This is a genomic window from Synechocystis sp. FACHB-908 (assembly GCF_014698595.1).
Classification (GTDB): domain Bacteria; phylum Cyanobacteriota; class Cyanobacteriia; order Cyanobacteriales; family Microcystaceae; genus Synechocystis.
This window is the reverse complement of the sequence record NZ_JACJTH010000042.1, coordinates 32,322-55,841: the sequence shown is the minus strand read 5'-3', so window position 1 is coordinate 55,841 and position 23,520 is coordinate 32,322. Positions and strand designations below refer to the sequence as shown.

Sequence of the window (23,520 nt, the reverse complement as noted above, 5' to 3'; positions counted from 1 at the left end):
CAAAGTTGGACTAGCGGAACCATTCCGTTAGCCCACCGGGTTTATCCACCAATGTGATCCCCGCTTCCTGCAGCACATCCCTGAGGCGATCGCCTTCGGCCCAGTTTTTATCTTTTCGGGCTTGGGTGCGTTGGGCCACCAGTTGTTCAATATCCCCATCAGTCAAACCATTATCGTTGCTAGATTGGGACTCGGGATTAATACTTAAACCCAGAATCTCTGCCAGACTGACCAAAGTAATCCATTGGGTTTGCAACAAATCCAGATCGGCGGGGGTGGACCCCTCAAATTTTAATTTATTGCCCTCAGACCGTAGATGCTTGGCCAATTCAAACATTACGGCCAAACCACCGGCAAAATTAAAGTCATCGTCCACCGCCTCCTGGAATGCCACCGTCCATTGGTTCGCGTCGGGGCCTAGGGGGGTAAATGCCAACTCCCAGCCAAAATCTCCACCGTAGTCATAGCCAAATTGCAAACCTTCCCTTAGCGTGTGCCAACCATTAGTGGCGGCGGCGATCGCCGTCTCGGTGAAATCTAGCGGTTTACGGTAATGACCTTGGAGAACCAAAAGTCTGATTGCCATGGGGTCAACGGTTTTTAGCAAAGCCCGAATGGTGGTGAAGTTCCCCAGGGATTTGGACATTTTTTCTCCATCTACCTTCACCATGCCGTTATGGAGCCAATACTGGGCCAGGGGTTGACCCGTCACCGCCTCCGATTGGGCAATTTCATTTTCGTGGTGGGGAAAAATTAAATCATTGCCCCCCACATGTAGATCAATAGTTTCCCCTAAAAATTCCCTCACCATGGCGGAACATTCAATGTGCCAGCCCGGCCGCCCCTTACCCCAAGGAGATTCCCAGGCCGGTTCCCCCGGTTTAGCGCTTTTCCATAAGGCGAAATCAAACGGGTCCTGTTTTTGGGCTCCATCGGGATCGGCCACTGTCACCCGGCCGCTGGCCCCCGCCTGCAAATCCTCTAGCCTGCGTCCAGAGAGCTTGCCGTAGCCGTCAAAATTACGCACTGAGTAATAGACATCTCCACCGCTGGGATAGGCGTAGCCCTTAGCTTCCAACTCCGCAATTAACCTTTTAATGCCATCTAGGGTGTGGGTAGCCCTGGGGTAAAGATCCGCTGGTTGCACTCCCAACGCTTCCATATCTTCAAAATAGGCGGCGATAAATTTTTCTGACACCGCCTCCATGGTGGAGCTTTCGTCCACTGCCCGTTTGAGGATTTTGTCGTCAATATCAGTGAAATTTTGCACATAGCGCACCTCATAACCCGACCATTGCAGGTAACGACGCACCAAATCCCAGGTAATGCAGGTACGGGCGTGGCCTAGGTGGCAATAGTCATAGACGGTGATGCCGCAACAGTACATTGTCACCAGGCCAGGGTGGAGAGGTTGCAGGGGTTGTTTGGCTCGGGTGAGGGAATCGTACAGGCGCAGGGTCATGGGCAGGGAAGGCAAAAATCAATGGACAGTCTTCCCATTATTCTCCATCAAAGCCACACCCAGGCCCAACGGCGATCGCCAGGAATTGGGCCAGACTGGGAAAACTGAGCGTGGTAAAAAGGTAACGCTTTCAGTACTAGGGAGAAAGGATAGGCATTAACTCCTCTGCCTCATCAAAAATGGTCAAGCGGGCGGGCTTACATTGCTTGACGGTTACCTGAATATCCTGGGCTCCTTCTCCCCGCAAATCCTCCAGGTAGCCTAGCTGGGCTTTTTCCGCACTACTACGGCGGGCAAAGGGGCCAAAATAATAGGTACAGCGAGGAGCGCCGGTGCTAATTACAACCCAGTGAGCCATGCCCAGCAAGGATAAAACACGGATCCACAGTTCTTTCATAGGACTTTGGGTAGGGATAGAGACAAGGTAATGGGATTTGTTTGCTGTCATTTTAACTTTCCAATCCGCAATATTTTGTTACATTGCCGGCAGAATCGTAATTAAATCTGCTACCTTGTCCCTTCTTTTCCTAATCCTCGGAAACTTCTCGTAAGTCGGAGGCAGTGTGGGATAGGGTGGGGCGATCAAAACCCCGTTGGCGAAAAATTTCATAAAGACTGATGGCCGCCGCCACAGAAGCATTCAGACTGGGGGTTTTACCGGCTAAAGGAATGGTAATTAGATGGTCACAGTGTTTTTGGGTGAGCAAGCTCAATCCCTCTCCTTCCGAGCCAATTACTAACCCCATGGGTTCTCGCAAATCCGCTTGATGCAGAGCAGTTTGTTTCCCTGCTACGGTGCCATAGATCCAAAAGCCAGACTCCTTCAATGTTTCCAACGCACGGCTAAGATTTACCACCCGGGCCACGGGGAAATGTTCCAAGGCGCCAGCGGCCACTTTCATCACTGTGGAAGTGATCCCGGCTACCCGCCGTTGGGGTAACACCATGCCCTGGGCCCCAAACGCTTCGGCGGTACGAATAATTGCCCCCAGGTTATGGGGATCGGTGATGCTGTCGATGATGATCAAAACTGGAGCAGTGCTTTGGCTTTTAGCTTTATCAATCAGATCCCCCAGTTCCCAGTAGTGGTAGGGGGCTACTTGGGCGGCAATGCCTTGGTGATTGGCGTTGTGGGTGATTTGGTTCAGGCGAAAATTATCGACCTCATCCACTACCGTGCCGTTGGCCTTAGCGGTTTGAATTTTAGTGCGGTAGCGGATGTCGTGGCGGAGATGGGAAGTAATCCAAATGCGGTTCAATTGGCGATCGCCGTCTAGGGCCGCTAGAACAGCATGGTGGCCGTAGAGTAAATCCAAGGCTTCCTGGGCTTGCTCGGAGTCCATCGGCGGGGGAGCAGCAGGAAAAGTTTTGCCAAAGGGAGGCTTCTGGCCCGATCGCCGGGGTCTATCGTCACCGTAGCGGGGTTTATCCCTGTCTTTATCTTTAAAACGACTCTTAAAGTTGCTGGGCTTATCCCCAGCCCGTCGGGGTTTATCGTCGTTGGTCCGGGGACGGGGCTTATCCTGGAAGCGATCGGATTTTTCTTTAAAACCCTGGGGCTGGTCATCGTTAAAGCGGGGTTTATCTCCACTGCGCTTTAGTTTGGGTTTCTGCTCTCCATAGCGGGGCTTATCTCCACGGGCAGAACGGGGAGAAAATTTCTTCTTGGGCATTTCAGTCATGACTTTCGGGGGCTAACGGGGGGCGGCGTCGGGCAGTTCAATTAAGGCTAATAGTTCATCTAGTCGACGGGCATCCCTGAGGTATAAATAACCTAAAAGAGTTTCTAAACCACTGGCGGCCTGGTACAGTTCGGGATTAGCTCGCCGGGAGGTAGATGTGGCGGCATTACGACCCCGACGCACCCATTCCTTTTCTGGGTCGGTTAATTGGGGTAAAAGGGTGGTTAAAATTTGGGCCTGTTGTTCAGCTCGAACTTGGGCCACTACCCGACGGTGAAAATCCCCTATGCGACGGGGGGGAAACAGATAACAACAACGGACATAAAGTTCAAAAACAGCATCTCCTAGATAGGCCAGGGCCACGGGGGATAGGGACTGTACCGCAGGGGCATCAGCGGGGTTCAGGGAAGATTGCCAAAGGGGATGGTCATCAAACTGGGTCATGGCACCTCCCCATTGCAGTCAAAACGGGACAGCACCACCATGGTTGGACCACCCGTGAACAACCAACCATCATTACCCCTCAGTGGTAGCGGCGATCGCCTCAGCCAGGGAATTATGGAGATGGAGGAATTTTTCCAAACGCACCAGTTTTACCGTTTGGGTAACCCTAGGGTTGGTGACAATCTGTACACTTCCCTGTTTGTTTTGGGAAAGTTTGGTTACCTGCACCAAAGCTCCTAGGCCAGAGCTATCAATAAAATCAATGGTGGACAAGTCCAGCACCACATGGGGAGGCCCTGCTTCGATGTGATCGCTGACTACCTTACGGAAGGTAGGCTCGGAAAATGCGTCCAACAAACCCGTCAGACGGAAGATTTGTAACTTTTCCTTGACTTCTAATGTCCCGCGCAAACTGACCGTCAAGTTTAGTGGCTCAGCAATAACGCCCTCCTCGGCTTTACACCCTGTACTCAAAATTGAACAATGTCAAATTGTAGCTTACTTTGCTTGCCCATTCGGAATTGTTAACTAAAATATCAGCTCAAAAAATCGAAATGGGCGATCGCCTCTAGGATAGCGCCAGCATGGCTCGATTGGGCCCGATAATGACGAGAATCCCCCCATTGGTCATACCAGTGCAATAATTCCGGCTGGGCATTACGGACAATGACACCCCGAGCGGAAGTTTCAAATAAGCCAATATCATTGCCGGAGTCCCCACACACCAGGGTTTGAGACGGCTCCATGGCTAAATGTTGTTGCAGATATTGGGTGGCGTTACCTTTGTTACTCCGTTGGGGCAATAAATCCACATCTTTGCCACTGCTGAAAATCACCTGCACCGGGATGCCGGTTTCCTTCAACATCTCCGTTAATTGGTCGATGACGGTGGGGCAAGCCTGGGGATCGAGATGATAGCTAATTTTCCATGGGTTTTGTTCCAAGGGAGATTGGGGTTTTAAGGCCTCAAAACCATCGGCGATCGCCTGGAGGATATCCCGTTGCCAATGCTCAGAGAGGTAATCAGCCCAATGTTGGTCCAGGCCTTCTGGATGGTAAATTTCACTCCCCACCGCGGTGAGCCAATAGTCCGGTTCCATGAGTCCCACCTGTTTTTGCAACTCCCTCGCGGAATGGTAGGAACGCCCCGTGGCATAGGCCAAATAAAAATTTCCCCGGCGATCGCCTAGATATTCTTGCAAATGTTCCAGGGCTTGTTGATCTCCGACCCAGGTATTGTCCAGGTCAGAAATTAGCAATAACTGTCGCATAGGATTGATCAATGTAGATTTACCAACAAAGTTGAATCTCCGGCGTTAGAGTATGTTTGAAAAGTCATGATCCACTCTCCAAATGTCTTCACTAAAGCTCCGGCAAATTTGGGGGACTTTGAACACTATTCCCCCCAGAATTGGGGGGCTAGGGGGCTTTTAAAAGACGTTCCTAGACCTCAAACGATTTGCAGTGATTAAGTAAACTAATTACCCTGCCGTTGTTTGTGGTCGCTGATGAAAGATTCCACCAATTTCACATCTTCTGCGCTGCCAATAATGGCGGGGGTACGCTGATGTAATTTAGAAGGAATTAAGTCCAGTAAACGTTTTTGGCCGTCACTAGCCCTTCCCCCAGCCTGTTCCACCAAAAAGGCCAGCGGCGCAGTTTCATAGAGCAAACGCAATTTGCCGTCGGGATTTTTTTCCGTACCAGGATAAAGAAACACTCCCCCTTGCATCAAAATCCGGTGAATATCCCCCACCAGAGCACCGCTATAACGGGCAGTGTAACCTTCGTGGCGATGGACGTAACGGGTGTAATCCCTCAGGGCTTCATCCCATTGCCAAAAGTTACCTTCATTGGTGCTGTAAATGGGGCCGTGGTTGGGAATGCGGATATTTTCCTGGGCTAAAATAAATTCCCCCAAACTGGGATCGAGGATAAAGCTATGCACTCCGGAGCCGAGGGAATAAACCAGGATGGTGGAGGGGCCGTAGAGGATATAACCAGCAGCAATTTGCTTGTCTCCGTTAGCCAATAAATCTGACGCACTGCCGTCTAGATCGTCCCCTTCCTGTTGCCGAATGGCAAAAATGGAACCCACGTTGAGGTTAATGTCCACGTTGGAGGAACCATCAATGGGGTCGTACAGCAAAGTATAGCGACCAATGGGGCAATTTTCAGGAATATAGTAGGGTTTTTCCATCTCCTCCGAAGCCAGACGACAAACCAAGCCACTTTGCTTAAAGACAGAAATAAAAACATCATTGGCAAATACGTCCATTTTTTTCACCGATTCCCCCTGGACGTTGGTTTCCCCAGTGAAGCCCAACACATCGGCCATTAACCCAGCTCGACTCAGGCGACGGGCAATCAGTTTTCCCGCTAGGGCAATGCGGTTCATGATGGCACTCAAATCCTGGGCATCGGCCCCAAAGCTATTCAGTTGTTGGAGTACGTGGCGTGAAAGGGTGGTGCAATCCCGGTCTAGTAAAGAGTTAGGAATATGAATCTCACTAACGGTCATGGATAAAAGTCTCCTTGGATTGCTAGGCTCAAAGTCCCTTCCATCCTAGCTTGATCTTTCCGAACCCCGAAATTTGCCTATTTTCAGGCGGATTTTGCCGACCTCTGCCCCAAAATAAATTCGGCGATCGCCAAATCTACGGGGGTGGTAATTTTCAAGTTAGTATCTTCCCCTGGCACTATTTTCACGGGTTGCCCACATTTTTCCAGCAGGGCCGCATCATCCGTTACTTCCCAACCTTCCTGTTTACCTTTGTCATGGCAGGCTTTGAGCAGGGCCACGTCAAAACCCTGGGGCGTTTGGGCTCCCCACAATCCTTGGCGATCGGGGGTGTCAGTGATCCAACCATCAGCGTTAACTATTTTGATGGTGTCCTTCACTGGCATGGCGGCAATTAATCCTTGGCAATGCTGGAGAGCCTCTGTGCAACGATCAAACAAATCCGGCGTAGCCAAACAACGGGCACCGTCGTGGATTAACACAAATTTCGCCCCCGGGGGCAGAGCTTGGATGCCATTAAAAACCGATTGTTGTCGGGTATCTCCCCCCACAATTAACTGCACTGGTTTAGGGCTATGGAGGGGAGTTAATAGAGCTTCAAAGGCTGGAAAATCGTAGGGTTGGCCCATGATGCCAATCCACTCAATGGACTGGGATGCCAATGCCGCCTGCACTGTCCAACTCAGCAGGGGTTGCCCCAAAACATTTAAAAGTAACTTATTGTGACCGCTCCCCATCCGTTTGCCGGAACCCGCCGCTGGAATTAGTAAATGCATCTACCCGACCGTCAACTCTGCTGAAATTCTCGGTCTCAAACCTTACCATGTTTACTTTGGGGAAATCTCAGTACAAAAGGAAAATTCGCAACGATAGGTCTAGAGATGATCGGCTCTGCAAAATTCCCCAGAGTGGCTAGCTGGTTTTGATTTTAGCTCTTTATGAAAGTTGATAAATAAGCTAGGATAAAAACATTAAAGTTAACAGTCAGTACAATGGACGACCTCACCATCTACACAAGTCCGGAAGAAGAAGAGTTAACTGCAAAAAAGGCTGAACTTGAAACTTTAGAGTCAGAATTAGCGGAAAATGAGCTTAAATTGACGACTTTTCAAGCTGAGTTACATAGTTTTGAACAGCAGTATTTAGGACTGATCGGAAGTCGCTATACGGAACTGGAACGCATTGAAGCGCAGATTACGGAGTACATGGACTATTTGGAGTCATCCCGTAATTTTAAACCGTCGGATGGTTTGAAAAAGCTATATCGAGAGGTGGCAAAGCGTGTTCATCCAGATTTAGCAACGGATGAGGTGGAAAGGGCTAAACGACAAAATTTAATGGCCGCGGCAAATCAGGCCTACGAAGAAGGCGATGAGCAACGGTTACGGGAAATTTTAGCTAGTTGGGAATCTGATCCTCATTCAGTCCAAGGAGAAGGCGTTGCAGCGGAGTTAATTCGGGTTATTCGTCAGATTGCCCAGTGTCGTTCTCGGTTAGTAGCCATCCATCGAGATATGGCAGAGTTAAGACAAACGGAGCTTTTTGAGTTAATGGAGCAAGTAGAGCAAGCACGACAGTCTGGTCAAGATCTTTTGACAGAAATGGCTAAACATCTGGATGAGCAAATTGCTGAGGCTCAAGAGCGTTTACAGGATTTAAAAGAACAATTAGGGGTTTAATCTCATGACTGATAACTACAAACAAAATTTAGCTCGTTATTCTTCTGATGTGGTCAAAAAGGGGTTACAGCTTACCCAAAAAATCACTTTATCAAAGAGTGAAAAGAAATTCGAAGATTGTACAAAAATATTGACAAAATCAAGCAACCATGAGCATCTGTTCAAACTTGGAGTAGAGCAATATATATTAGGAAATATATCTGATGCCATAGATTCTTTTACTAAAGCTTTAGAATTTAATGATAGATTTTGTGAAGCCTATTTTTTGAGGGGCTTTGCTCATTCTTTTCTAGGTAATAATATAGACAGCAAAAATGATTTATATCTGGGGCTAAAACATAAGCAATTTTATCAAGATTCAGTTATTGCTTTTTATTCTAAAATTATTATAATCTCTGAGCTACAAGCAAGTAGTTTTATTCTTTCATGTTACAATGATTTGCTACAAATTAAGACCGATATCAACAAGTGTTATAATCCCATTGAATTATCTATTCAAGGGGCTATTAACAGACTACTGGGTAATACTCAAGATGCTCTTGAAAAAATCAACGAAGCCTTAAAACTAAATTCAAATTTTGTATCTTCTTACATATTACGGGCTGAAATACATAATCTTTTGGGTGATTTTGATGCAGCTATTGAAGATTGTTTTACTTCTCTAAGGTTGAATCCAATGCACATTAATAAGGATAATACACTATATATCCTTGGTTCTTCTTTCCTTTCCTTAGAAAAATACCAGTCTGCAATTGATTACCTCGATCAATCATTGGCTTTAAATGGTAATTTATTTAATGGATTTTATAATAGAGGTCTTGCTTATTATAAGATGGGACAGATTAAGAAGGCTATCAAAGATTTTTCTGATGCTTTAATTGTTAAGCCAACATTTGTTTGGGCTTATATTAATAGAGGCGTAGCTTACTACGATTTAGGTTGTCATCAAAAATCCTTAGATGATTATAATCAAGCGTTAGTCATTGATTCTAAGTGCAAAGCGGCATATGTTAATCGAAGTATAGTATTTAGAGAACTTGGAAATCATGAGAAGGCACTAGAAGATTTACAAAAAGCTCAAACAATAATTGATTAACTTTCTAATAAACTCATGAATATTCAAGAAATTCAAACTATTGCCAACCAACTGACCTTAACGCTTGATTCTCCCCAATCCGTAAAGTTACAAGTCAAGCAAATTAATCTTGCCCAAAAGCAACTACGAGCTATTAAAAAGGAAATCAACGCCCACATTCGGCAAATTAATCAAGACGCAAGCCAAGCCTATTCTGATAGTATCGTTTCCGTTGGTTTAGATATATTTGGTAAAAATAAGTGGGCAGGGCGAGTTCGTGCAGAAACTAGGCGCATGATTGAACGTAATAAAAAAGATGCTCGTCAGCCTTATATGGAATTAAAAGATTATATTGATCAGTTGATTTTAAAAGGAGATAAGCTCAAATTAAGTGCTGAACAATACCTACTTAGTAGAGAATAAAATAGCTGTCGACTCGACTATTATTTCTGATTATCTCTTTACAATTTACACAAAATCCCAATTCAGTTTCTAAAAGAATCCAACGTTTTTTGGGTAATTTCCCCCAACTGAGCTAGCGTTGGAGCAGAGGCGTTAACAGCGGATTGACTGAGCCAGAGTAAATATTCCACATTGCCCGCCGGCCCGGTGATAGGGGAAAAAGTTAAACCGTTAAACTGCCAACCGAGGCTCTGCCCTGATCGCCACACTTGGTCAATGGCCTCTGCCTGGGCTTGGGCATCCCGCACCACTCCCTTTTTGCCAATTTTTTCCCTGCCCACTTCAAATTGCGGCTTAACCAATAACACCACTTCCCGGGGAGGAGCGAGGAGAGACCAGAGGGGAGCCATCACTTTGGTAAGGGAAATAAAGGACAAATCCATCACCCCCAAGTCCGGCCAGGGTTGATCCCCATACAAATCCTGGGGCGTGAGGTAACGAAAATTGGCCCGCTCCCGCAAAATCACCCGGTCATCCTGACGCAATTTCCAAGCCACCTGGCCGTAACCCACATCCACGCCGTAAACCTTCGTTGCTCCCCTTTGTAATAAACAATCCGTAAAGCCACCAGTGGAAATGCCCCCATCGAGACAAATGCGACCGGTCACATCAATGGCAAATTCCGTTAGGGCCTTGGCTAACTTTTCCCCTCCCCGGGAAACGTAGGGAGGCCTTTGGGCTAGTTCCACCGCCACATCCATGGTTACCAGGGTGCCTGGTTTATCCACCAACTGTTGATTAACTTTCACTTCCCCCGCCCGGATCAACCGCTGGGCCAGGGCTCTGGATTCACATAAACCTTTGGCTACCAAAAGGGCATCCAGTCGTTGTTTATCTGCTTTGGCCATTATTGAGTGCCTTTAAACAAACCTTGGGGACGAATGAACAAAATGATGATCATCAACAGCAATGCCACCCCCATTTTGTAACTGGTGCCAAACCAAGGCACGCTCACTTCCTGGGCTACGCCAATAATTATCCCCCCGGCGATCGCCCCGTAGGGATTACCAATGCCCCCTAGAATCACCGAAGCAAACATGGGCAAAATCAAAAACCACCCCATATTCGGTTTCAGGGTGGTCATCAGGCCATACATGGATCCTCCTAGGGCTGTTAACACTGCGGTCATTACCCAGGTCCACATCACTACCCATTCCACGTTGATGCCGGATACTTTCGCCAGATCAACATTGTCCGCCACGGCCCGCATCGCTTTGCCCACTTTCGTCCTTTGCAAAATCAAATGCAACACCACCATGGCGGCGATCGCCATAGCAATGACCAGTAGACGGTAATACTCAAATTTAATGCCCATAAAATCCTGGGCAGGGACAATGGGCACTCGGTAATTTTGGTTATTGCCACCCCAGATCAAGAGGATGCCGTTGCGGAGAAATAGGGCTAGACCAATGGAAATAATGATCAGCGTTGTTGCCGTAGCCCGCCGGGCCCGCATGGGCTTCCAGAGCAACCATTCACCAATGAACATGGCAATGATGGTACCGACACAACCCAGGGCCATGGATAACCACAAATTAATGCCGCTGGTGTTGGCCCACCAAGTTAAATAGGCCGCCAAAGTCATAAAATCACCATGGGCAAAATTAGACAGGCGTAAAATGCCATAGGTCAGGGTCAACCCCACTGCCCCCAGGGCGATAATGCTTCCCACCGCAATGCCATTAAAGATTAACTGTGATAGATCCATGCCTTCCTAACGTGAGACCAAGGGCGATGTCGCCGTAAGCTACCCTACTTTAGGGGATTTTCGTTCATTTTTGTGATCTCCATAACATCCCTTTTAGGGCGGCAAAAACACGACCCATAGGGATGCCTAAACAGGTGGTTAAACAATGGAGCGCCATTTTCGATTTTGGCTAGGGCAAATCATGGTGGAAGACCAGGGGTAAACCCAGTTTTTCGATAAAATGGGCCCCAGACCAAGGCTTGTAATTTGCCAGTCTGCTCAATTTTTCCTGGTAAATTTCCCCGTATGGCTCTCATCACTGTTCAATCCCTCCGCAAAGATTTTGGTATTAAAGAAATTCTGCGGGACGCTACGTTCAACATCGAGCCAGGCGATCGGGTGGGATTAATTGGGGTTAATGGCTCCGGTAAATCCACCCTGTTGAAAATGATTGCCGGGTTAGAACCCTTTGATGGCGGAGAATATTGGTGCAACAGCAGTGCCAAAGTGGTTTATTTACCCCAACAACCAGAGATGGACGGCGATCGCACCGTGTTGGAGCAGGTTTTTGTGGACAGTGGCGAACAGTGGCAATTAGTTAAACAATACGAACTGCTGTCGGACAAGTTGGCCCACCAGGGCAGTGACGAGCAATTGCTTAATCAACTGTCGGCCCTATCAGCCCAGATGGAAACCAGTGGGGCCTGGGAATTGGAAACCCAAGCCAAAATTATTCTGACCCAGTTGGGGGTAGATCATCTCGATGCCAAAGTAGGCGATCTTTCCGGTGGTTACCGTAAACGGGTGGCGATCGCCGCCGCATTGTTGTCCCAACCGGATGTGCTGTTGATGGACGAACCCACTAACCATTTGGATGCTTTTTCGGTGGAATGGCTACAAAGTTACCTGCAACGGTTCCGGGGAGCATTGTTATTAATTACCCACGACCGCTATTTTTTGGACCGGGTGACGAACCGTATTTTGGAAATTGACCAAGGAGAACTGTATAGCTACAACGGTAACTATGGTTATTATCTGACCAAAAAAGCGGAAGCAGAGGAATCGGAACAGAGCAGTCAGAAAAAACACCGGGGAGTGTTGCGGCGGGAATTGGAATGGTTAAAAAGAGGGCCTAAAGCCCGGAGCACTAAGCAAAAAGCCCGCATTGACCGCATCCAGGATATGCAGGAGACCAGCTTTAAAACGGGGACGGGAAAAGTAGATATTAGTACGGCTGGGCGGCGCATTGGCAAAAAAGTGGTAGAGCTGGAAAACATTAGCAAGGGCTTTGAAAACAAACAATTAATTAAAGATTTTTCCTATATTTTCACCCCCGGCGATCGGGTGGGAATTGTGGGCAAAAATGGCGTGGGCAAATCCACTTTAATGAATATGATCACTGGCAGATTGGAGCCGGACCAAGGCACAGTGGACATTGGTAGCACCATTCATTTTGGTTATTTTGATCAACACTCCGATGACCTGAGTTTAAATCCTAATCAACGGGTAATTGATTACCTCAAAAGTGTGGCGGAATTGATCAAAACCACCGACGGCGAAGTAATTACCGCTGGGCAGATGTTAGAAAGATTTTTATTTCCCCCCAATCAACAATTTGCTCCCATTGCCAAGTTATCCGGGGGAGAAAAGCGCCGTTTATTTTTACTGCGGGTGTTGATGCGAGCCCCCAACGTTTTAATTTTGGACGAACCTACCAACGATTTGGATGTGCAAACCCTGGCGGTGTTGGAAGATTACCTGGAAGATTTTAACGGTTGCGTCATTGTGGTTTCCCATGACCGGTATTTCCTCGACCGCACCGTGGAAACCATTTTTGCTTTTGAAGAAGAGGGAGAACTACGGCAATATCCCGGCAATTACACTTTGTATTTGGAATATAAAAAAGCAGAACAGGTTAGAGCAAACCAAGAAGAAACTGAGTTAAAAAAATCTCAACCAGTTGCTTCTGTTACGACCAAAGTTAGCCAAGATAGTAGCTCGAAAAAACTTTCCTATAAAGAAAAGCGGGAATACGAACAGCTTGAGCAACAAATTCCCCAATTGGAAGAAGAAAAAGCCCAACTGGAAGCCCAACTTTACCAGAGTTCCAACGGCAATTTTACCGAGTTGCAAAACCTGACGGAACGCTTAGCTAATTTAAGTGAAAGTATTGATCAAAAAACAGAACGTTGGCTAACTTTAGCTGAGAGAATTTGAGGTAATTTGCTATTTTTTAGACTTGAGTTGCATGTCAGACTGGCTGGCTTAACTTACCTGGAACGTTGATCATGGCGGAGTTATACTTAAAATGCTTACATGGCAGAATAAACTCATCTTGTGAGAATAGTTACTATGCTTGCCTCTAGCCCCATCACAACGCTATGGGAATTTCTCACCCTATCCCACATTGAAGACTCTCCGGCGTGGGAATATGTGAACGGAGTTATTACTCAAAAACCCATGCCCCAGGGACAGCATAGTCAATTGCAATACCGACTTTGCCAGGCCATTAACCAAGTGGCCGAGCCCCTTCGCCTCGCCTATGCTTTGCCGGAGTTACGCTGTACCTTTGCTGATCGTTCCCTGGTGCCAGATATTTCTGTATTTCGTTGGCAAAGAATTCCCTTAACTACGGATGGAGATATTGCTAATCATTTTACGAGTTGCCCTGATTGGATAATTGAGATTCTCTCCCCCCAGCAAAGCGCAACAAAGGTAATTAATAATATTCTCTATTGCTTAGAGCAGGGCAGTGAATTGGGGTGGCTCATCAGTCCAGAGGAACGTTCAATTTTAGTTTTTTTTCCCCAGTACCCACCAAAGTTTTACGGTGTTGAAGCTGCAGAGATGAACAATAGGGAAGAACTATTGCCAGTATTAAATGGTTTGGACCTCAGCCTAACCACAGCGGAAATTTTTGCTTGGCTCAAATTTGTCCGTTAAGCATTGATGGGCATGCTCAAGCTATGGGCAATTTTATCAGCAATGCCCGTGACCCAATTTTCATCCTGTTTCGTATAACTGCGGGGAATATTGGCTCCTAGGATTAACACACCCCGATCGTCGAGGGGCTGACAGATTAAACCCTGGGTGTTGGCGGGTAAATAATCAAATTCCACTCGACCGGGATAGAGGGGTAAATTCACCAAATAAACGGGCTTTTGGGTTTGCATTACCCGTTCTACAATCGGCCCCGGTTTCACTTCTTTTTGCTCACTCAAAATGCCCCGGCGCAATAACACCTGGCGATCGTAATAGACCACCATGGTTTGGGTGACCGTATTAGTCAAGAGCAAATGGGAAGCCCAAGCTAACTCTGTTTTTATTTCCTGGGGCAGACTATCCAGTAAATCAAAGCCTTCTTTGCCTTCTAGCACCACCGCTTCCGGGGACTTGGGCTGAATCCGTTGCCAAATTAGCCAGACACACACCAGCATCCCCGCCAAAATTACCCCCACCACATCGGAACGGGCTTGGGAAGGGTTTAACATGGGGGTGGAAAGGCGGTTAATTAGCAATAACAGTCCCCCGAGACTGCCCGCCCCAAGGGGTAATAAACGAACAATACGATTGGGATCTGCACTCATGGTGGCAATTAACTGGCAATGGGCTGAAAATTCCTCGGTAAATCCCTAGGAATTACGGTTCTTCCCCCGGTTCCAGAATGCGTTGGAACAGGTAACCGGTGCCCCGGGCAGTAAGAATTAATTCGGGATTGCTGGGGTCTTCCTCTAGTTTGGCCCGCAGGCGGGAAATATGCACGTCCACCACCCTGGTATCCACATGGCGTTCGGGGGTGTAGCCCCACACTTCCTGGAGAATTTCCGAACGGGAAAAGGGCTCTCCGGAGCGACTCACCAACAATTCCAACAGGCTAAATTCCATTCCTGTTAGGCGGATGCGCTCATCCCCTTTATACACTTGACGCTTGTTGGTATCAATGCGAATGGTGGCAATTTGCAACACGCCCGAACTGGGAATGCCCGGCATACCGTTTTTGTCCACCCGCCGTAGCACGGACCGGATTCTAGCTTCCAATTCCTTGGGGGAAAAGGGCTTCACCACATAATCATCGGCCCCCAGTTCCAAACCGGTAATGCGATCGGCCACATCCCCCAGGGCGGTAAGCATAATAATGGGAATGTCCGATTCTTTACGTAGTTCTTGGCAAACGCCGTAGCCGTCCAGCTTGGGCATCATCACATCCAACACCACCAAATCGGGGTCGCTCTCATGGAAAGTGGCGATCGCCTCTTCACCGTCGGCAGCGGTCACCACTTCATAGCCAATCATGGATAAACGGGTTTCCAGTATGCGTCGGATGCTGGCCTCGTCATCGACCACCAATATCCTTTCTTTATTGGTTTCCAAGATCCACAACCCTCCTTTGATTAACTTGTATAACGATTAGTGAAGTTTCGTGGCAAAAAGCCATTTCCCTAAGCATATAGCCAAATTGGGGGTTTGGTATCGTTGGTATCAATGGGGATGGGGCAGATCAGCTAATTTTGGCGATCAGGTTTTCCACCCGTTCCTTAACCTGGCCCCGCACGGTGCGAAAAACTTCCAATGATTGACCATCGGGATCTTCCAGTTGCCAGTCTTCAAAAATTTCCTGGGTTACCCATTCCGGCGGCAGATTAACCCCACAGCCACAAAGGGAAATTACCACGTCGTAATCGTCGGCGTTAAAGTTTTCGATGGGGTCGGAGGTCTGGCCGCTGATGTCTATGCCTACTTCTTCCATCATGGCAATGGCGGTGGGATGGACCCGGGAAGATTCCAGTCCACAACTGGTAACAGCAATTTTGCCGGCCCCTAAAGTTTTGGCAAAGCCCTCTGCCATTTGGGAGCGACAGGAATTACGTTTGCAAACGAACATTACCTTTTTCACAGTTTTAGCCTCGCTTAGATTAATTAGTTTGATTAATTAATTGATGGAATAAATTGGAGTGATTGGAGTTAGTTTCAGTGGGAAAAACATCAACCATCGGTGTTGACCTTAGCTTTTCTTTCACTATGGCGATCGGTTAAATAATCCACCTTGTCCCGCAGTAGCAGGGTGAATTTGTATAGTTCTTCCATCACGTCCACCACCCGGTCTCGATAGGGGGAATCCTTCATGGTGCCGTCTTCATGGAATTCCTGATACGCCTTAGCCACGGATGATTGGTTGGGAATGGTAAACATCCGCATCCAACGACCAAGAATGCGCATGGTGTTGACGGCATTGAAAGATTGGGAACCGCCACTAACCTGCATCACCGCTAGGGTGCGGCCCTGGGTGGGACGAATGGAACCAATTTCCAGGGGAATCCAATCAATTTGATTTTTGAGAATTCCTGTAATGTTGCCGTGCATTTCCGGGGAAGACCACACTTGGCCTTCAGACCATTGGCTTAGTTCTAGTAATTCTTGAACTTTGGGGTGGCTATCCAGAACTTGGCCCCGCAGGGGTAATTCCCTCGGATCAAAAAATTTGGTTTCCGCTCCCATGGTGGTGATGATGCGGCCCGCTTCTTCGGCCAGTAAACGGCTGTAGGAACGCTCCCGTAGGGAACCATAGAGAAATAAAATCCGGGGAGGATGGTTAAAGTCGGTCATTGCTGGCAATTAGGCAAAGTTGGTTAGAGCTTGTTTTAAAAGCCCCCCTGGCCCCCCAAATTTGGGGGGAAACTGAGTGAAAGTTCCCCAGTATTGCGGTCGCTTTAGTTGGTCGATTGAGGGGGCAGAATAAAACTTTCCAAACACGTTTTTAGATCCTAATTTCTTGATTTATACAACGGGGGTCTAGCAAAGTGGCTTTTTCCGGGTCCCTGGGGAACCAAAAGGCTGTTTTTTTGCAAATTTCCACCAGCATTAACATCACTGGCACTTCAATTAATACCCCCACTACGGTGGCCAAAGCAGCTCCAGAATTGAGGCCAAATAACATCACAGCGGTGGCGATCGCCACTTCAAAATGATTACTGGCACCGATCAGGGCGGCGGGGGCGGCATCTTCGTAACTGAGTTTGAGTTTTAACCCCAGAACATAGGTAATGAGAAAGATGAAATTGGTTTGGATAAATAACGGCACGGCAATTAGAAAAATATGCAGAGGATTATTAACAATCAATTCCCCCTTAAAAGCAAAGAGCAAAATCAACGTCAATAACAAAGCCACAATGGCGATCGGGCTGAGGTAATGCAAAAATTGACTCTCAAACCATTGCCGTCCCTTATGTTTCAAAATCCAGTAACGACTATAAATACCGGCGGCCAGGGGCAAACCCACGTAAATTAACACCGATAAGACAATGGTTTGCCAAGGCACTGTCAAGTTACTGGCCGCCAACAGCCATTTACCCAAAGGTGCGTAAAGGAATAGCATAGCCAAAGAATTGACCGCCACCATCACCAAGGTTAAACCCTGATTGCTATAGGAAAGGTAACCCCACATCAATACCATGGCGGTACAGGGCGCAATACCGAGCAAAATGCAACCGGCAATGTAGGAATTGGCTAAGGTTACCTCTTGCCCCCGGATTATCTCCGTCGCAGTCAACAACGGGGCGAAAAGATAACCCAGGAAAAACTGGGCAAAAATCACCATCGTAAACGGTTTAATTACCCAATTCACCACCAGGGTCAATATCACCGGCTTAGGAGCCTTGACCGCTTGTCGTGCCTGGGAAAAATCAATTTTCACCATGATGGGGTACATCATGAAAAACAAGCAAATGGCGATCGGAATGGAAACGTTATAAATGCTCCAGGAATCGAGGGTTTGGGCCACCGCGGGCAATAACTTCCCCAGGGCAATGCCAATGACGATACAAAGGGCAACCCAGAGGGTAAGGTATTTTTCAAACAAATTGAGCGTTCCCCCAGCCTTAATGGCTTTGGGGTTAATGCGATTGACCATGACAACTCATCAAAAAAACTTGATGGAATAATCTTACATCAAAAAAACTTGATATGTCAACTCGGTCTGTCCCCGGTCTACTGTTGCCGTGTCTTCCGATGGAAAAGGAGCAAAATAGAGTACTTTATGGAAATCTCATTGCCCCCATTGTTCCATTCACATCCTCCGCTGCCTTAGGTAAAGGGGCATTCAACCTATTTTTCTGATAAAACAATGCCCGCCCCCAAAATTATTAAAATTGGTCAAAATACTGCTTTAATTCTTGCTTCAATTGTCCTTAGTTTGGTAATAGCTGAAATTGCATTGAGGTTAACTGGCATAGGTAAATACAGTCTCTATGACCGAATTTTATTTTTTACCAAGCCTTCCCTGGTGAGAACGGGGGATAAAACTGTTAGGTATGAGCCAAGAACGAAAATTAGAAGTGTTGCTATCTATGGGGATGAAGTTGATTACGACATTGTCTATGGCACCAATAACCTCGGTTTTGTAGATGACGTAGACTACAATTTTGATTCCGCCCCCGGCAAAAAAGTTGTGTTTGTCGGTGACTCTTTCACCGCCGGAGATGGGGGCAATCAGTCCTGGATCAGTCAACTAAGGCGACGTTTGGATCGCCCAGAGATCAGTCTATACAACCTTGGTATTACCGGCGCTGGAGTCAAACAATTTCAGCAATTACTGACAAGTGTTAAAGATGGGGCGCATTTTGATGAAATTAATATCATGGTCATTGGTAATGACTTTTTTCGGACTTTGTGGTATCCGTTAATCCAAGACCAAGCCCTCTGGTTTTGCCAGCAAGAAAACACTAAGGAATGCGTAGAAAATTACCCTCCAGTTATGTACATTGCCAACTACAACGATAGTCAAGAAGAATTGGTAGACCGGGCCAAAAAATTATATGAAACTAAGGGTTCTTCGGAGGAACCCAAGCTAAATTTTCTGCAACAGTTACGTCTGTATAATCTAGCCTGTGATGTGTATAGTTTGGGCAAAAATCAAAGTTCACTCGTTCATTTTTGTCCTCATCTTAAATTTAATCAGGCTAATGAGTATGACAAAAACGAGCTATACAAAAATGCCTTAGCTAGTTTAAGAGAGATTAAAAATAGTTTTCCCAACGCGGTTGTTCGTGTCGTCCACATCCCGGAAAAAGGAGAAACTTTCAGTAATAAGTACTCCCTGGAAATTGGAAGTGATATCAAGCAAATAGGATTGGAGTATGTTCCCCTGCTAGAAATCTGCACTTGGAATCGAGACATGTACCATAAACACGACGCCCATTTTAATGATTTGGGCTACCACAATTTGACTGAGTGCATTTTGGAAAATTTATTTTGAATTTTTTGAATGATATTAAAGGGTAAAGTCAGACAAGAGGATGGCAGGGGCAAGTTTCACCGTGTTGTGATTCGGGTGCCCCTTAGCTCCTTAAAGGTATGGGATTTTTACTTAACATGGACTACGTAATCGATGCCTGATAGATTTTTTCAATGGATTCGTCCAACATGGTGTTGAACTCAGCATCAGTTTGTTGGGCCGTTAGTCCCTCAGTCAAAGCTCGTGAAAAGCTTGCTATGACACCGTGATTCCTGCTTAGACGCTCATTAGCTTCCGCTTGGGAGTAGCCCCCCGACAAAGCAACCACTCTCAAGACATTGGCATGTTCGATGCAATTGCTATAAAGGTTGTCTTGCTCCGGCAGAGTGAGTTTGAGCATCACCCACTGTCCTTTGGGTAATTGGTTGAGATGTTTCAGCATGGCTTGTTTGAGTAACGCTTCCGCCTGAGCTTTCTCCGAGCAGTGAATATCTACTTCGGGCTCAATAATCGGCACCAGGCCAGCGGCAATAATTTGCTGGGCTAGCTCGAATTGCTGGTCCACGATCGCCTCGATACCGGCGGGATTGGCATGTTTGATAAATGACCGCATTTTGGTACCGAAGATGCCTTTTTTCTTGGCCTTCATTAGCAGACTGTCAAGCTGGGGAATGGGCTTCATCAATTGGCTCCCATCCTTCTCTTGGGCCAGTCCTTTGTCTACCTTCAAAATCGGTACGATTTGTTTGTTTTGCCAAAGGTAGTTGGCCGTGGGCTCCCCATCAACCTCCCGGTTCATGGTGTCCTCGAACAGGATTGCGGCCAAAATCCGATCGCCAGTGAAGCCGGGACTGGTCATGATCCTGGTCCGCATTTGATGCACCAGTGCGAACATTTGGTCGTCACCAGAATAGGTATTGGGTTCGATTCCATAATCGGCCAACGCCCCTGGAGTACTACCACCGCTTTGGTCTAGGGCGGCAATGAAACCAGGATGGGATTTCATTTTTTTCAGTTGTTCCTGGTTTGGTTCGAGAGTCATCACGCTTTCTTCCCTCTGCGATAAGTTTCTGTAATATCTTAAGGTTTAAATTTCATCCCATAGGTTTTGTAACGTATAGGGACTGCCCGGCATGGTCCAAAAGTCTCCCGACACGTAGCGGTAATGACGGTCTAATAGGGCAATTTTCGCCATCTCGCTATCCGTGAGGGTGATATCTGCCGCCCTCAAATTTTGTTCTAGTCGTTCAGGATTAACCGACTTCGGAATGGTCACGGTTCCCCGTTGAATGGCCCAGGCCAAAAGGACTTGGGCCGCACTGCACCCTTGTTCAGCTGCAATCCCATTAATCACTGGATCAGTTAGTAATTTCGGTTCTGCTGCTTGTTGGAAGGCCGCCGGGCGATCGCCAGAGCCCAGGGGAGAATAGGCTGTTAGTAAAATGTTTTGCGAGTTAGCAAACGTTAGCAAGTCTGATTGTTGGAGGTAGGGGTGCAATTCCACCTGATTGACAGCGGGGGGAATACGGGCCATGGACAGCACCATTTCCAACTTCTTCAGGCTGAAATTAGACACCCCAATATGGTGACAGAGTCCCAAATCAACGGCCTTCTCCAACGCTTGCCAGGTTCCTTCTAGGGAAGCCGGGGTAAATGGTAGTAACTGATCACCGGATTCAGGAAATCCAACATCGGGTTGAATGACCACCGGCCAATGGATTAGATATAGATCCAAATAATCTAGACCCAAATCCTGCAAAGTTTTTTCGAGAGCAGGTAAAACCGCGTCGGGATGATGGGCATTACTCCACAGCTTGGAGGTAATCCAGAGTTCCTCTCGCTTGACCACCCCCTTGGTGAAAGCATTGGCTAAAGTAGCTCCAATTTCTGCTTCATTGCCATAGATAGCAGCACAGTCAAGGTGACGATACCCCAAGTCCAAAGCTTGCTCAACGGCTTGACCCACTACCTGAGGGGACGATTTCCATGTTCCCAGACCCAGGGCGGGAATCTGCTCCCCATTGCTCAAAGGGAAATATTTCATTGAATTTATCCTATTGAAACTCTGCACAGTACCTAAATTTTCACTTATTTAGACAGCGTTTGGTCAAATTTCAAGCCTGTGTCTTCTTTGGTTCAGGTTTACGATGAATCTCTGCAAGATTTCTCCATCCGATTAAGTGATTAATCCAAACAACCAAACCCGACATTCCCAATTACTCGCAATGTGAAGGATTTTGTTGCTACGGGAGTTTGTTTACTTAATCCTTTCAATGTTGATCAGTAATCGGCACCATTAGCCTTAGTTCTACTATTCAGCGCAAACTTACCTCAGGAAGCCTGCAAATTATTGATATATTCCCGAAATCGTTCCAAGTCAGCTTGAATAGTGGATTCCACCACCCGACCGAGGAAGAGATTATCCATTAGCAATGCCAACCAGCCTGGGACGCTATAGGCAATGGTGAGGCGGACAATGCTTTTGCCATGGCGGTCATAAAAACGCACTGCGCCCCGGTTGGGTAAACCATCCACCGATTCCCATTGGATTATTTGTTGGGAAATTAACTTAGTAATCCGGGACAACCAGGTGAATTCCAAACTGCCACTGGCCAACTTCCAGCGGGAAAGGTCGGGATTGTCTTCCAGTACTTTGACGGAATCGATCCATTTCATCCAGCGGGGCATCTGCTCCAGGTCAGACCACAGTTGCCACACCAATTCGATGGGGGCATCCACTTCCACTTGCACGCTATGTTCTAACCAATTAGCCATGGGTTTTGCCGATGTTTACCAAAATTACTGAGATGCCAGGACTGCAGTTTGCAAACGGGCTTGGTTGGCCAAAATCGCCTGGGCCGCTTGACGACCGGACAGGGTGGCCCCCTCCATACTATCGATGTAATCCTGTTGGGTGTAGCTACCGGCTAAAAAGAAGTTGGCTATGGGGGTTGCTTGGCTGGGGCGGAACAGGTCCATGCCCGGTGCTTCCCGGTACAAAGATTGGGCTAGTTTAATTACGCTGTACCAAGTCATATTCAAATCCGCCGCTGAGGGGAAAAGGGCTTTGACTTGTTTGAGTACCCGATAGGCGATCGCCTCGTTGGATTCTTTCATAAAAGGGTCACCGGGGGTCAATACCAGTTGTAATAGGGAACCTTCCCCTGGGCGGTAATAGTCGGCGGGGCTAGTGAGGGCGAGGTCGGCAAAACAGGAAAACTCTGCGTCGCTGGTGTAGAGCAAATTATCTAAGCCAAAGGCTTGTTCCAACTGTTTGCGTTTAGCGGGATCGTTCATTTCCGTAACCCAACCGTCAAAGCGCAGTTGCACCGTGGCCACGGGGACAGTGTCTAAATAGTAAATTTTGTTGAAAAAATCCCATTGGGTGCGCCAATTTTCCGGCAACAGATTTTTAATACCCGGCACGTCACAGGCGGCTACATAAGCATCGGCGGTTACGGTTTTGGTTTCCACGCCGTCATTGATAATTAATCCTGTTACCCTGGTTTCCCCGTCCGTAACTTTGGTCTTGATTTCCTTAACTTTGTGCCTGGTGTAAAACTTGGTGCCCCGTTGTTCCAAATATTCCTGAATGGGTTTGTGTAAATATTCCTGGGGGGAACCTTCCAACATCCGCAACACTGATGCTTCTGTGCGGGCGGCAAACAGTTGGAAAATGGTCAGCATACAGCGGGCAGAAATATTTTCCGTATCGATAAAACCCAACGCGTAGGCGATCGGGTCCCACATTTTTTTCAAACTACCTTCGTTGCCACCTTTGCTGAGGAACCATTCCGCAAAACTAATTCTGTCCAAATCCCGGATGGTTTTCATGGCTCCGTCAAAGTCCACTAAACCCCGCACAATGGGACTGGTGGCCAGGGCGATGGAGTTGGCAATTTTATCTTTGGTATCCAGTTGGGACGTGGTGAAAAATGCTTTCAGACCGTTAAAGGGAGCACCGGTGAGGAAACGAAAGTCCAGTTCACCAATGCGGCCCCCTTGGTTAACAAAGGTGTGGGTATGTTCCTTGAGCCGTAGATTTTGCTTGGCCCCCACCTTTTCCATCAGGTTAAAAAGGTTGTAGTAACAGCCAAAGAAAACGTGCAGACCCATTTCAATGTGATTACCGTCGCCGTCCACCCAACTGCCCACTTTACCGCCGATGAAACTACGGGCTTCGTACAGTTCAACTTCGTGCCCCGCATCTACCAATTCCACTGCGGTGGCCATTCCCGCCAATCCTGCTCCCACAATTGCAACACGCATTTCGGCTTT

25 protein-coding genes are annotated in these 23,520 nt (G+C 47.3%); 6 read left to right on the top strand and 19 right to left on the bottom strand.

Annotated features, from left to right (window positions below):
• Window positions 1–10: 10 nt before the first annotated feature.
• From cysS to ispD, 8 genes are all read right to left on the bottom strand, one after another.
• Window positions 11–1,462, bottom strand: coding sequence for a cysteine--tRNA ligase (gene cysS / locus H6G46_RS16030; protein ID WP_010873045.1), 1,452 nt, complete (start codon window positions 1,460–1,462; stop codon window positions 11–13).
• Window positions 1,463–1,598: 136 nt separating this feature from the next.
• Window positions 1,599–1,910, bottom strand: coding sequence for a DUF1816 domain-containing protein (locus H6G46_RS16025; RefSeq protein WP_010873044.1), 312 nt, complete (start codon window positions 1,908–1,910; stop codon window positions 1,599–1,601).
• A gap of 79 nt (window positions 1,911–1,989) precedes the next feature.
• Window positions 1,990–3,144, bottom strand: coding sequence for a 23S rRNA (guanosine(2251)-2'-O)-methyltransferase RlmB (rlmB, locus tag H6G46_RS16020; protein WP_010873043.1), 1,155 nt, complete (start codon window positions 3,142–3,144; stop codon window positions 1,990–1,992).
• 12 nt (window positions 3,145–3,156) lie between these two features.
• Entirely contained in the window at window positions 3,157–3,588 is a 432-nt protein-coding gene (locus H6G46_RS16015) for a Mini-ribonuclease 3 (protein ID WP_010873042.1), read from the bottom strand.
• Window positions 3,589–3,660: 72 nt separating this feature from the next.
• Complete coding sequence (locus H6G46_RS16010; RefSeq protein WP_020862292.1) at window positions 3,661–3,999, bottom strand: STAS domain-containing protein; 339 nt, start codon at window positions 3,997–3,999, stop codon at window positions 3,661–3,663.
• Window positions 4,000–4,124: 125 nt separating this feature from the next.
• The gene (locus H6G46_RS16005) at window positions 4,125–4,859 is read right to left on the bottom strand and encodes a sucrose-phosphate phosphatase (RefSeq protein ID WP_010873040.1); all 735 of its coding nucleotides are present in this window, start codon (window positions 4,857–4,859) and stop codon (window positions 4,125–4,127) included.
• A gap of 206 nt (window positions 4,860–5,065) precedes the next feature.
• Entirely contained in the window at window positions 5,066–6,109 is a 1,044-nt protein-coding gene (gene fbp, locus H6G46_RS16000) for a class 1 fructose-bisphosphatase (protein WP_010873039.1), read from the bottom strand.
• Between the two features lie 83 nt (window positions 6,110–6,192).
• Complete coding sequence (gene ispD / locus H6G46_RS15995; protein ID WP_010873038.1) at window positions 6,193–6,885, bottom strand: 2-C-methyl-D-erythritol 4-phosphate cytidylyltransferase; 693 nt, start codon at window positions 6,883–6,885, stop codon at window positions 6,193–6,195.
• 216 nt (window positions 6,886–7,101) lie between these two features.
• Between ispD and H6G46_RS15990 the strand changes: the two genes are divergently transcribed.
• Genes H6G46_RS15990 through H6G46_RS15980 form a run of 3 tightly spaced genes read left to right on the top strand, consistent with a single transcriptional unit; the run spans window position 7,102 to window position 9,286 of the window.
• Window positions 7,102–7,788 carry a DnaJ family molecular chaperone gene (locus H6G46_RS15990; RefSeq protein WP_010873037.1) on the top strand — a complete coding sequence of 229 codons (687 nt, stop codon included), beginning with the start codon at window positions 7,102–7,104 and terminating at the stop codon, window positions 7,786–7,788.
• A gap of 4 nt (window positions 7,789–7,792) precedes the next feature.
• Window positions 7,793–8,884 carry a tetratricopeptide repeat protein gene (locus H6G46_RS15985; RefSeq protein ID WP_010873036.1) on the top strand — a complete coding sequence of 364 codons (1,092 nt, stop codon included), beginning with the start codon at window positions 7,793–7,795 and terminating at the stop codon, window positions 8,882–8,884.
• Between the two features lie 15 nt (window positions 8,885–8,899).
• The gene (locus tag H6G46_RS15980; RefSeq protein WP_010873035.1) at window positions 8,900–9,286 is read left to right on the top strand and encodes a hypothetical protein; all 387 of its coding nucleotides are present in this window, start codon (window positions 8,900–8,902) and stop codon (window positions 9,284–9,286) included.
• A 62-nt stretch (window positions 9,287–9,348) separates the two neighbouring features.
• Here H6G46_RS15980 and H6G46_RS15975 read toward each other — a convergent pair whose 3' ends face one another.
• A complete protein-coding gene (locus tag H6G46_RS15975; protein ID WP_010873034.1) occupies window positions 9,349–10,173 on the bottom strand; it encodes a TlyA family RNA methyltransferase in 825 nt (274 codons plus the stop codon).
• On the bottom strand, window positions 10,173–11,033 hold the full coding sequence (locus H6G46_RS15970) for a branched-chain amino acid ABC transporter permease (protein WP_010873033.1): 861 nt from the start codon (window positions 11,031–11,033) through the stop codon (window positions 10,173–10,175). Before H6G46_RS15970 ends, H6G46_RS15975 begins: the two co-directional genes overlap by 1 nt.
• Before the next feature lie 285 nt (window positions 11,034–11,318).
• Here H6G46_RS15970 and H6G46_RS15965 point away from each other — a divergent pair, with 285 nt between their 5' ends.
• Both H6G46_RS15965 and H6G46_RS15960 read left to right on the top strand, forming a co-directional pair.
• Window positions 11,319–13,229, top strand: coding sequence for an ABC-F family ATP-binding cassette domain-containing protein (locus H6G46_RS15965; protein ID WP_010873032.1), 1,911 nt, complete (start codon window positions 11,319–11,321; stop codon window positions 13,227–13,229).
• A 120-nt stretch (window positions 13,230–13,349) separates the two neighbouring features.
• On the top strand, window positions 13,350–13,955 hold the full coding sequence (locus H6G46_RS15960) for a Uma2 family endonuclease (protein ID WP_010873031.1): 606 nt from the start codon (window positions 13,350–13,352) through the stop codon (window positions 13,953–13,955).
• Here H6G46_RS15960 and H6G46_RS15955 read toward each other — a convergent pair.
• The 5 genes from H6G46_RS15955 to acr3 all read right to left on the bottom strand — a co-directional run bounded on the left by H6G46_RS15955 (window position 13,952) and on the right by acr3 (window position 17,919).
• On the bottom strand, window positions 13,952–14,599 hold the full coding sequence (locus H6G46_RS15955; protein WP_010873030.1) for a cofactor assembly of complex C subunit B: 648 nt from the start codon (window positions 14,597–14,599) through the stop codon (window positions 13,952–13,954). The genes H6G46_RS15960 and H6G46_RS15955 overlap by 4 nt on opposite strands.
• Before the next feature lie 52 nt (window positions 14,600–14,651).
• Window positions 14,652–15,383, bottom strand: coding sequence for a response regulator transcription factor RpaB (gene rpaB / locus H6G46_RS15950; RefSeq protein ID WP_010873029.1), 732 nt, complete (start codon window positions 15,381–15,383; stop codon window positions 14,652–14,654).
• Window positions 15,384–15,510: 127 nt separating this feature from the next.
• A complete protein-coding gene (locus H6G46_RS15945) occupies window positions 15,511–15,906 on the bottom strand; it encodes a thioredoxin-dependent arsenate reductase (RefSeq protein WP_010873028.1) in 396 nt (131 codons plus the stop codon).
• A gap of 89 nt (window positions 15,907–15,995) precedes the next feature.
• Window positions 15,996–16,616 carry an arsenical resistance protein ArsH gene (gene arsH / locus H6G46_RS15940; RefSeq protein WP_010873027.1) on the bottom strand — a complete coding sequence of 207 codons (621 nt, stop codon included), beginning with the start codon at window positions 16,614–16,616 and terminating at the stop codon, window positions 15,996–15,998.
• A gap of 151 nt (window positions 16,617–16,767) precedes the next feature.
• Window positions 16,768–17,919, bottom strand: a complete 1,152-nt coding sequence (gene acr3, locus H6G46_RS15935) for an arsenite efflux transporter Acr3 (RefSeq protein ID WP_010873026.1) — start codon at window positions 17,917–17,919, stop codon at window positions 16,768–16,770.
• A gap of 213 nt (window positions 17,920–18,132) precedes the next feature.
• Here acr3 and H6G46_RS15930 point away from each other — a divergent pair, with 213 nt between their 5' ends.
• On the top strand, window positions 18,133–19,263 hold the full coding sequence (locus tag H6G46_RS15930) for an SGNH/GDSL hydrolase family protein (protein WP_010873025.1): 1,131 nt from the start codon (window positions 18,133–18,135) through the stop codon (window positions 19,261–19,263).
• A gap of 121 nt (window positions 19,264–19,384) precedes the next feature.
• Here H6G46_RS15930 and H6G46_RS15925 read toward each other — a convergent pair whose 3' ends face one another.
• The 4 genes from H6G46_RS15925 to zds form a co-directional block, all read right to left on the bottom strand.
• Entirely contained in the window at window positions 19,385–20,287 is a 903-nt protein-coding gene (locus tag H6G46_RS15925; RefSeq protein ID WP_010873024.1) for a fructose bisphosphate aldolase, read from the bottom strand.
• A gap of 42 nt (window positions 20,288–20,329) precedes the next feature.
• Window positions 20,330–21,313, bottom strand: a complete 984-nt coding sequence (locus H6G46_RS15920; RefSeq protein WP_010873023.1) for an aldo/keto reductase — start codon at window positions 21,311–21,313, stop codon at window positions 20,330–20,332.
• 260 nt (window positions 21,314–21,573) lie between these two features.
• Complete coding sequence (locus tag H6G46_RS15915; RefSeq protein ID WP_010873022.1) at window positions 21,574–22,017, bottom strand: SRPBCC family protein; 444 nt, start codon at window positions 22,015–22,017, stop codon at window positions 21,574–21,576.
• Window positions 22,018–22,041: 24 nt separating this feature from the next.
• On the bottom strand, window positions 22,042–23,511 hold the full coding sequence (zds, locus tag H6G46_RS15910) for a 9,9'-di-cis-zeta-carotene desaturase (protein WP_010873021.1): 1,470 nt from the start codon (window positions 23,509–23,511) through the stop codon (window positions 22,042–22,044).
• Window positions 23,512–23,520 lie beyond the last annotated feature (9 nt).

What these genes read in the sequence shown, in the direction of transcription:
- H6G46_RS15985 (WP_010873036.1), top strand. Translation starts at nt 7,793, where the DNA reads ATGACTGATAACTACAAACAAAATTTAGCTCGTTATTCTTCTGATGTG.
- H6G46_RS15990 (WP_010873037.1), top strand. Translation starts at nt 7,102, where the DNA reads ATGGACGACCTCACCATCTACACAAGTCCGGAAGAAGAAGAGTTAACT.
- H6G46_RS15975 (WP_010873034.1), bottom strand. Translation starts at nt 10,173, where the DNA reads ATGGCCAAAGCAGATAAACAACGACTGGATGCCCTTTTGGTAGCCAAA.
- fbp (WP_010873039.1), bottom strand. Translation starts at nt 6,109, where the DNA reads ATGACCGTTAGTGAGATTCATATTCCTAACTCTTTACTAGACCGGGAT.
- acr3 (WP_010873026.1), bottom strand. Translation starts at nt 17,919, where the DNA reads ATGGTCAATCGCATTAACCCCAAAGCCATTAAGGCTGGGGGAACGCTC.
- ispD (WP_010873038.1), bottom strand. Translation starts at nt 6,885, where the DNA reads ATGCATTTACTAATTCCAGCGGCGGGTTCCGGCAAACGGATGGGGAGC.
- arsH (WP_010873027.1), bottom strand. Translation starts at nt 16,616, where the DNA reads ATGACCGACTTTAACCATCCTCCCCGGATTTTATTTCTCTATGGTTCC.
- cysS (WP_010873045.1), bottom strand. Translation starts at nt 1,462, where the DNA reads ATGACCCTGCGCCTGTACGATTCCCTCACCCGAGCCAAACAACCCCTG.
- rlmB (WP_010873043.1), bottom strand. Translation starts at nt 3,144, where the DNA reads ATGACTGAAATGCCCAAGAAGAAATTTTCTCCCCGTTCTGCCCGTGGA.
- H6G46_RS16025 (WP_010873044.1), bottom strand. Translation starts at nt 1,910, where the DNA reads ATGACAGCAAACAAATCCCATTACCTTGTCTCTATCCCTACCCAAAGT.
- H6G46_RS16015 (WP_010873042.1), bottom strand. Translation starts at nt 3,588, where the DNA reads ATGACCCAGTTTGATGACCATCCCCTTTGGCAATCTTCCCTGAACCCC.
- H6G46_RS15955 (WP_010873030.1), bottom strand. Translation starts at nt 14,599, where the DNA reads ATGAGTGCAGATCCCAATCGTATTGTTCGTTTATTACCCCTTGGGGCG.
- H6G46_RS15970 (WP_010873033.1), bottom strand. Translation starts at nt 11,033, where the DNA reads ATGGATCTATCACAGTTAATCTTTAATGGCATTGCGGTGGGAAGCATT.
- H6G46_RS15930 (WP_010873025.1), top strand. Translation starts at nt 18,133, where the DNA reads ATGCCCGCCCCCAAAATTATTAAAATTGGTCAAAATACTGCTTTAATT.
- H6G46_RS15915 (WP_010873022.1), bottom strand. Translation starts at nt 22,017, where the DNA reads ATGGCTAATTGGTTAGAACATAGCGTGCAAGTGGAAGTGGATGCCCCC.
- H6G46_RS15980 (WP_010873035.1), top strand. Translation starts at nt 8,900, where the DNA reads ATGAATATTCAAGAAATTCAAACTATTGCCAACCAACTGACCTTAACG.
- H6G46_RS15965 (WP_010873032.1), top strand. Translation starts at nt 11,319, where the DNA reads ATGGCTCTCATCACTGTTCAATCCCTCCGCAAAGATTTTGGTATTAAA.
- zds (WP_010873021.1), bottom strand. Translation starts at nt 23,511, where the DNA reads ATGCGTGTTGCAATTGTGGGAGCAGGATTGGCGGGAATGGCCACCGCA.
- H6G46_RS16005 (WP_010873040.1), bottom strand. Translation starts at nt 4,859, where the DNA reads ATGCGACAGTTATTGCTAATTTCTGACCTGGACAATACCTGGGTCGGA.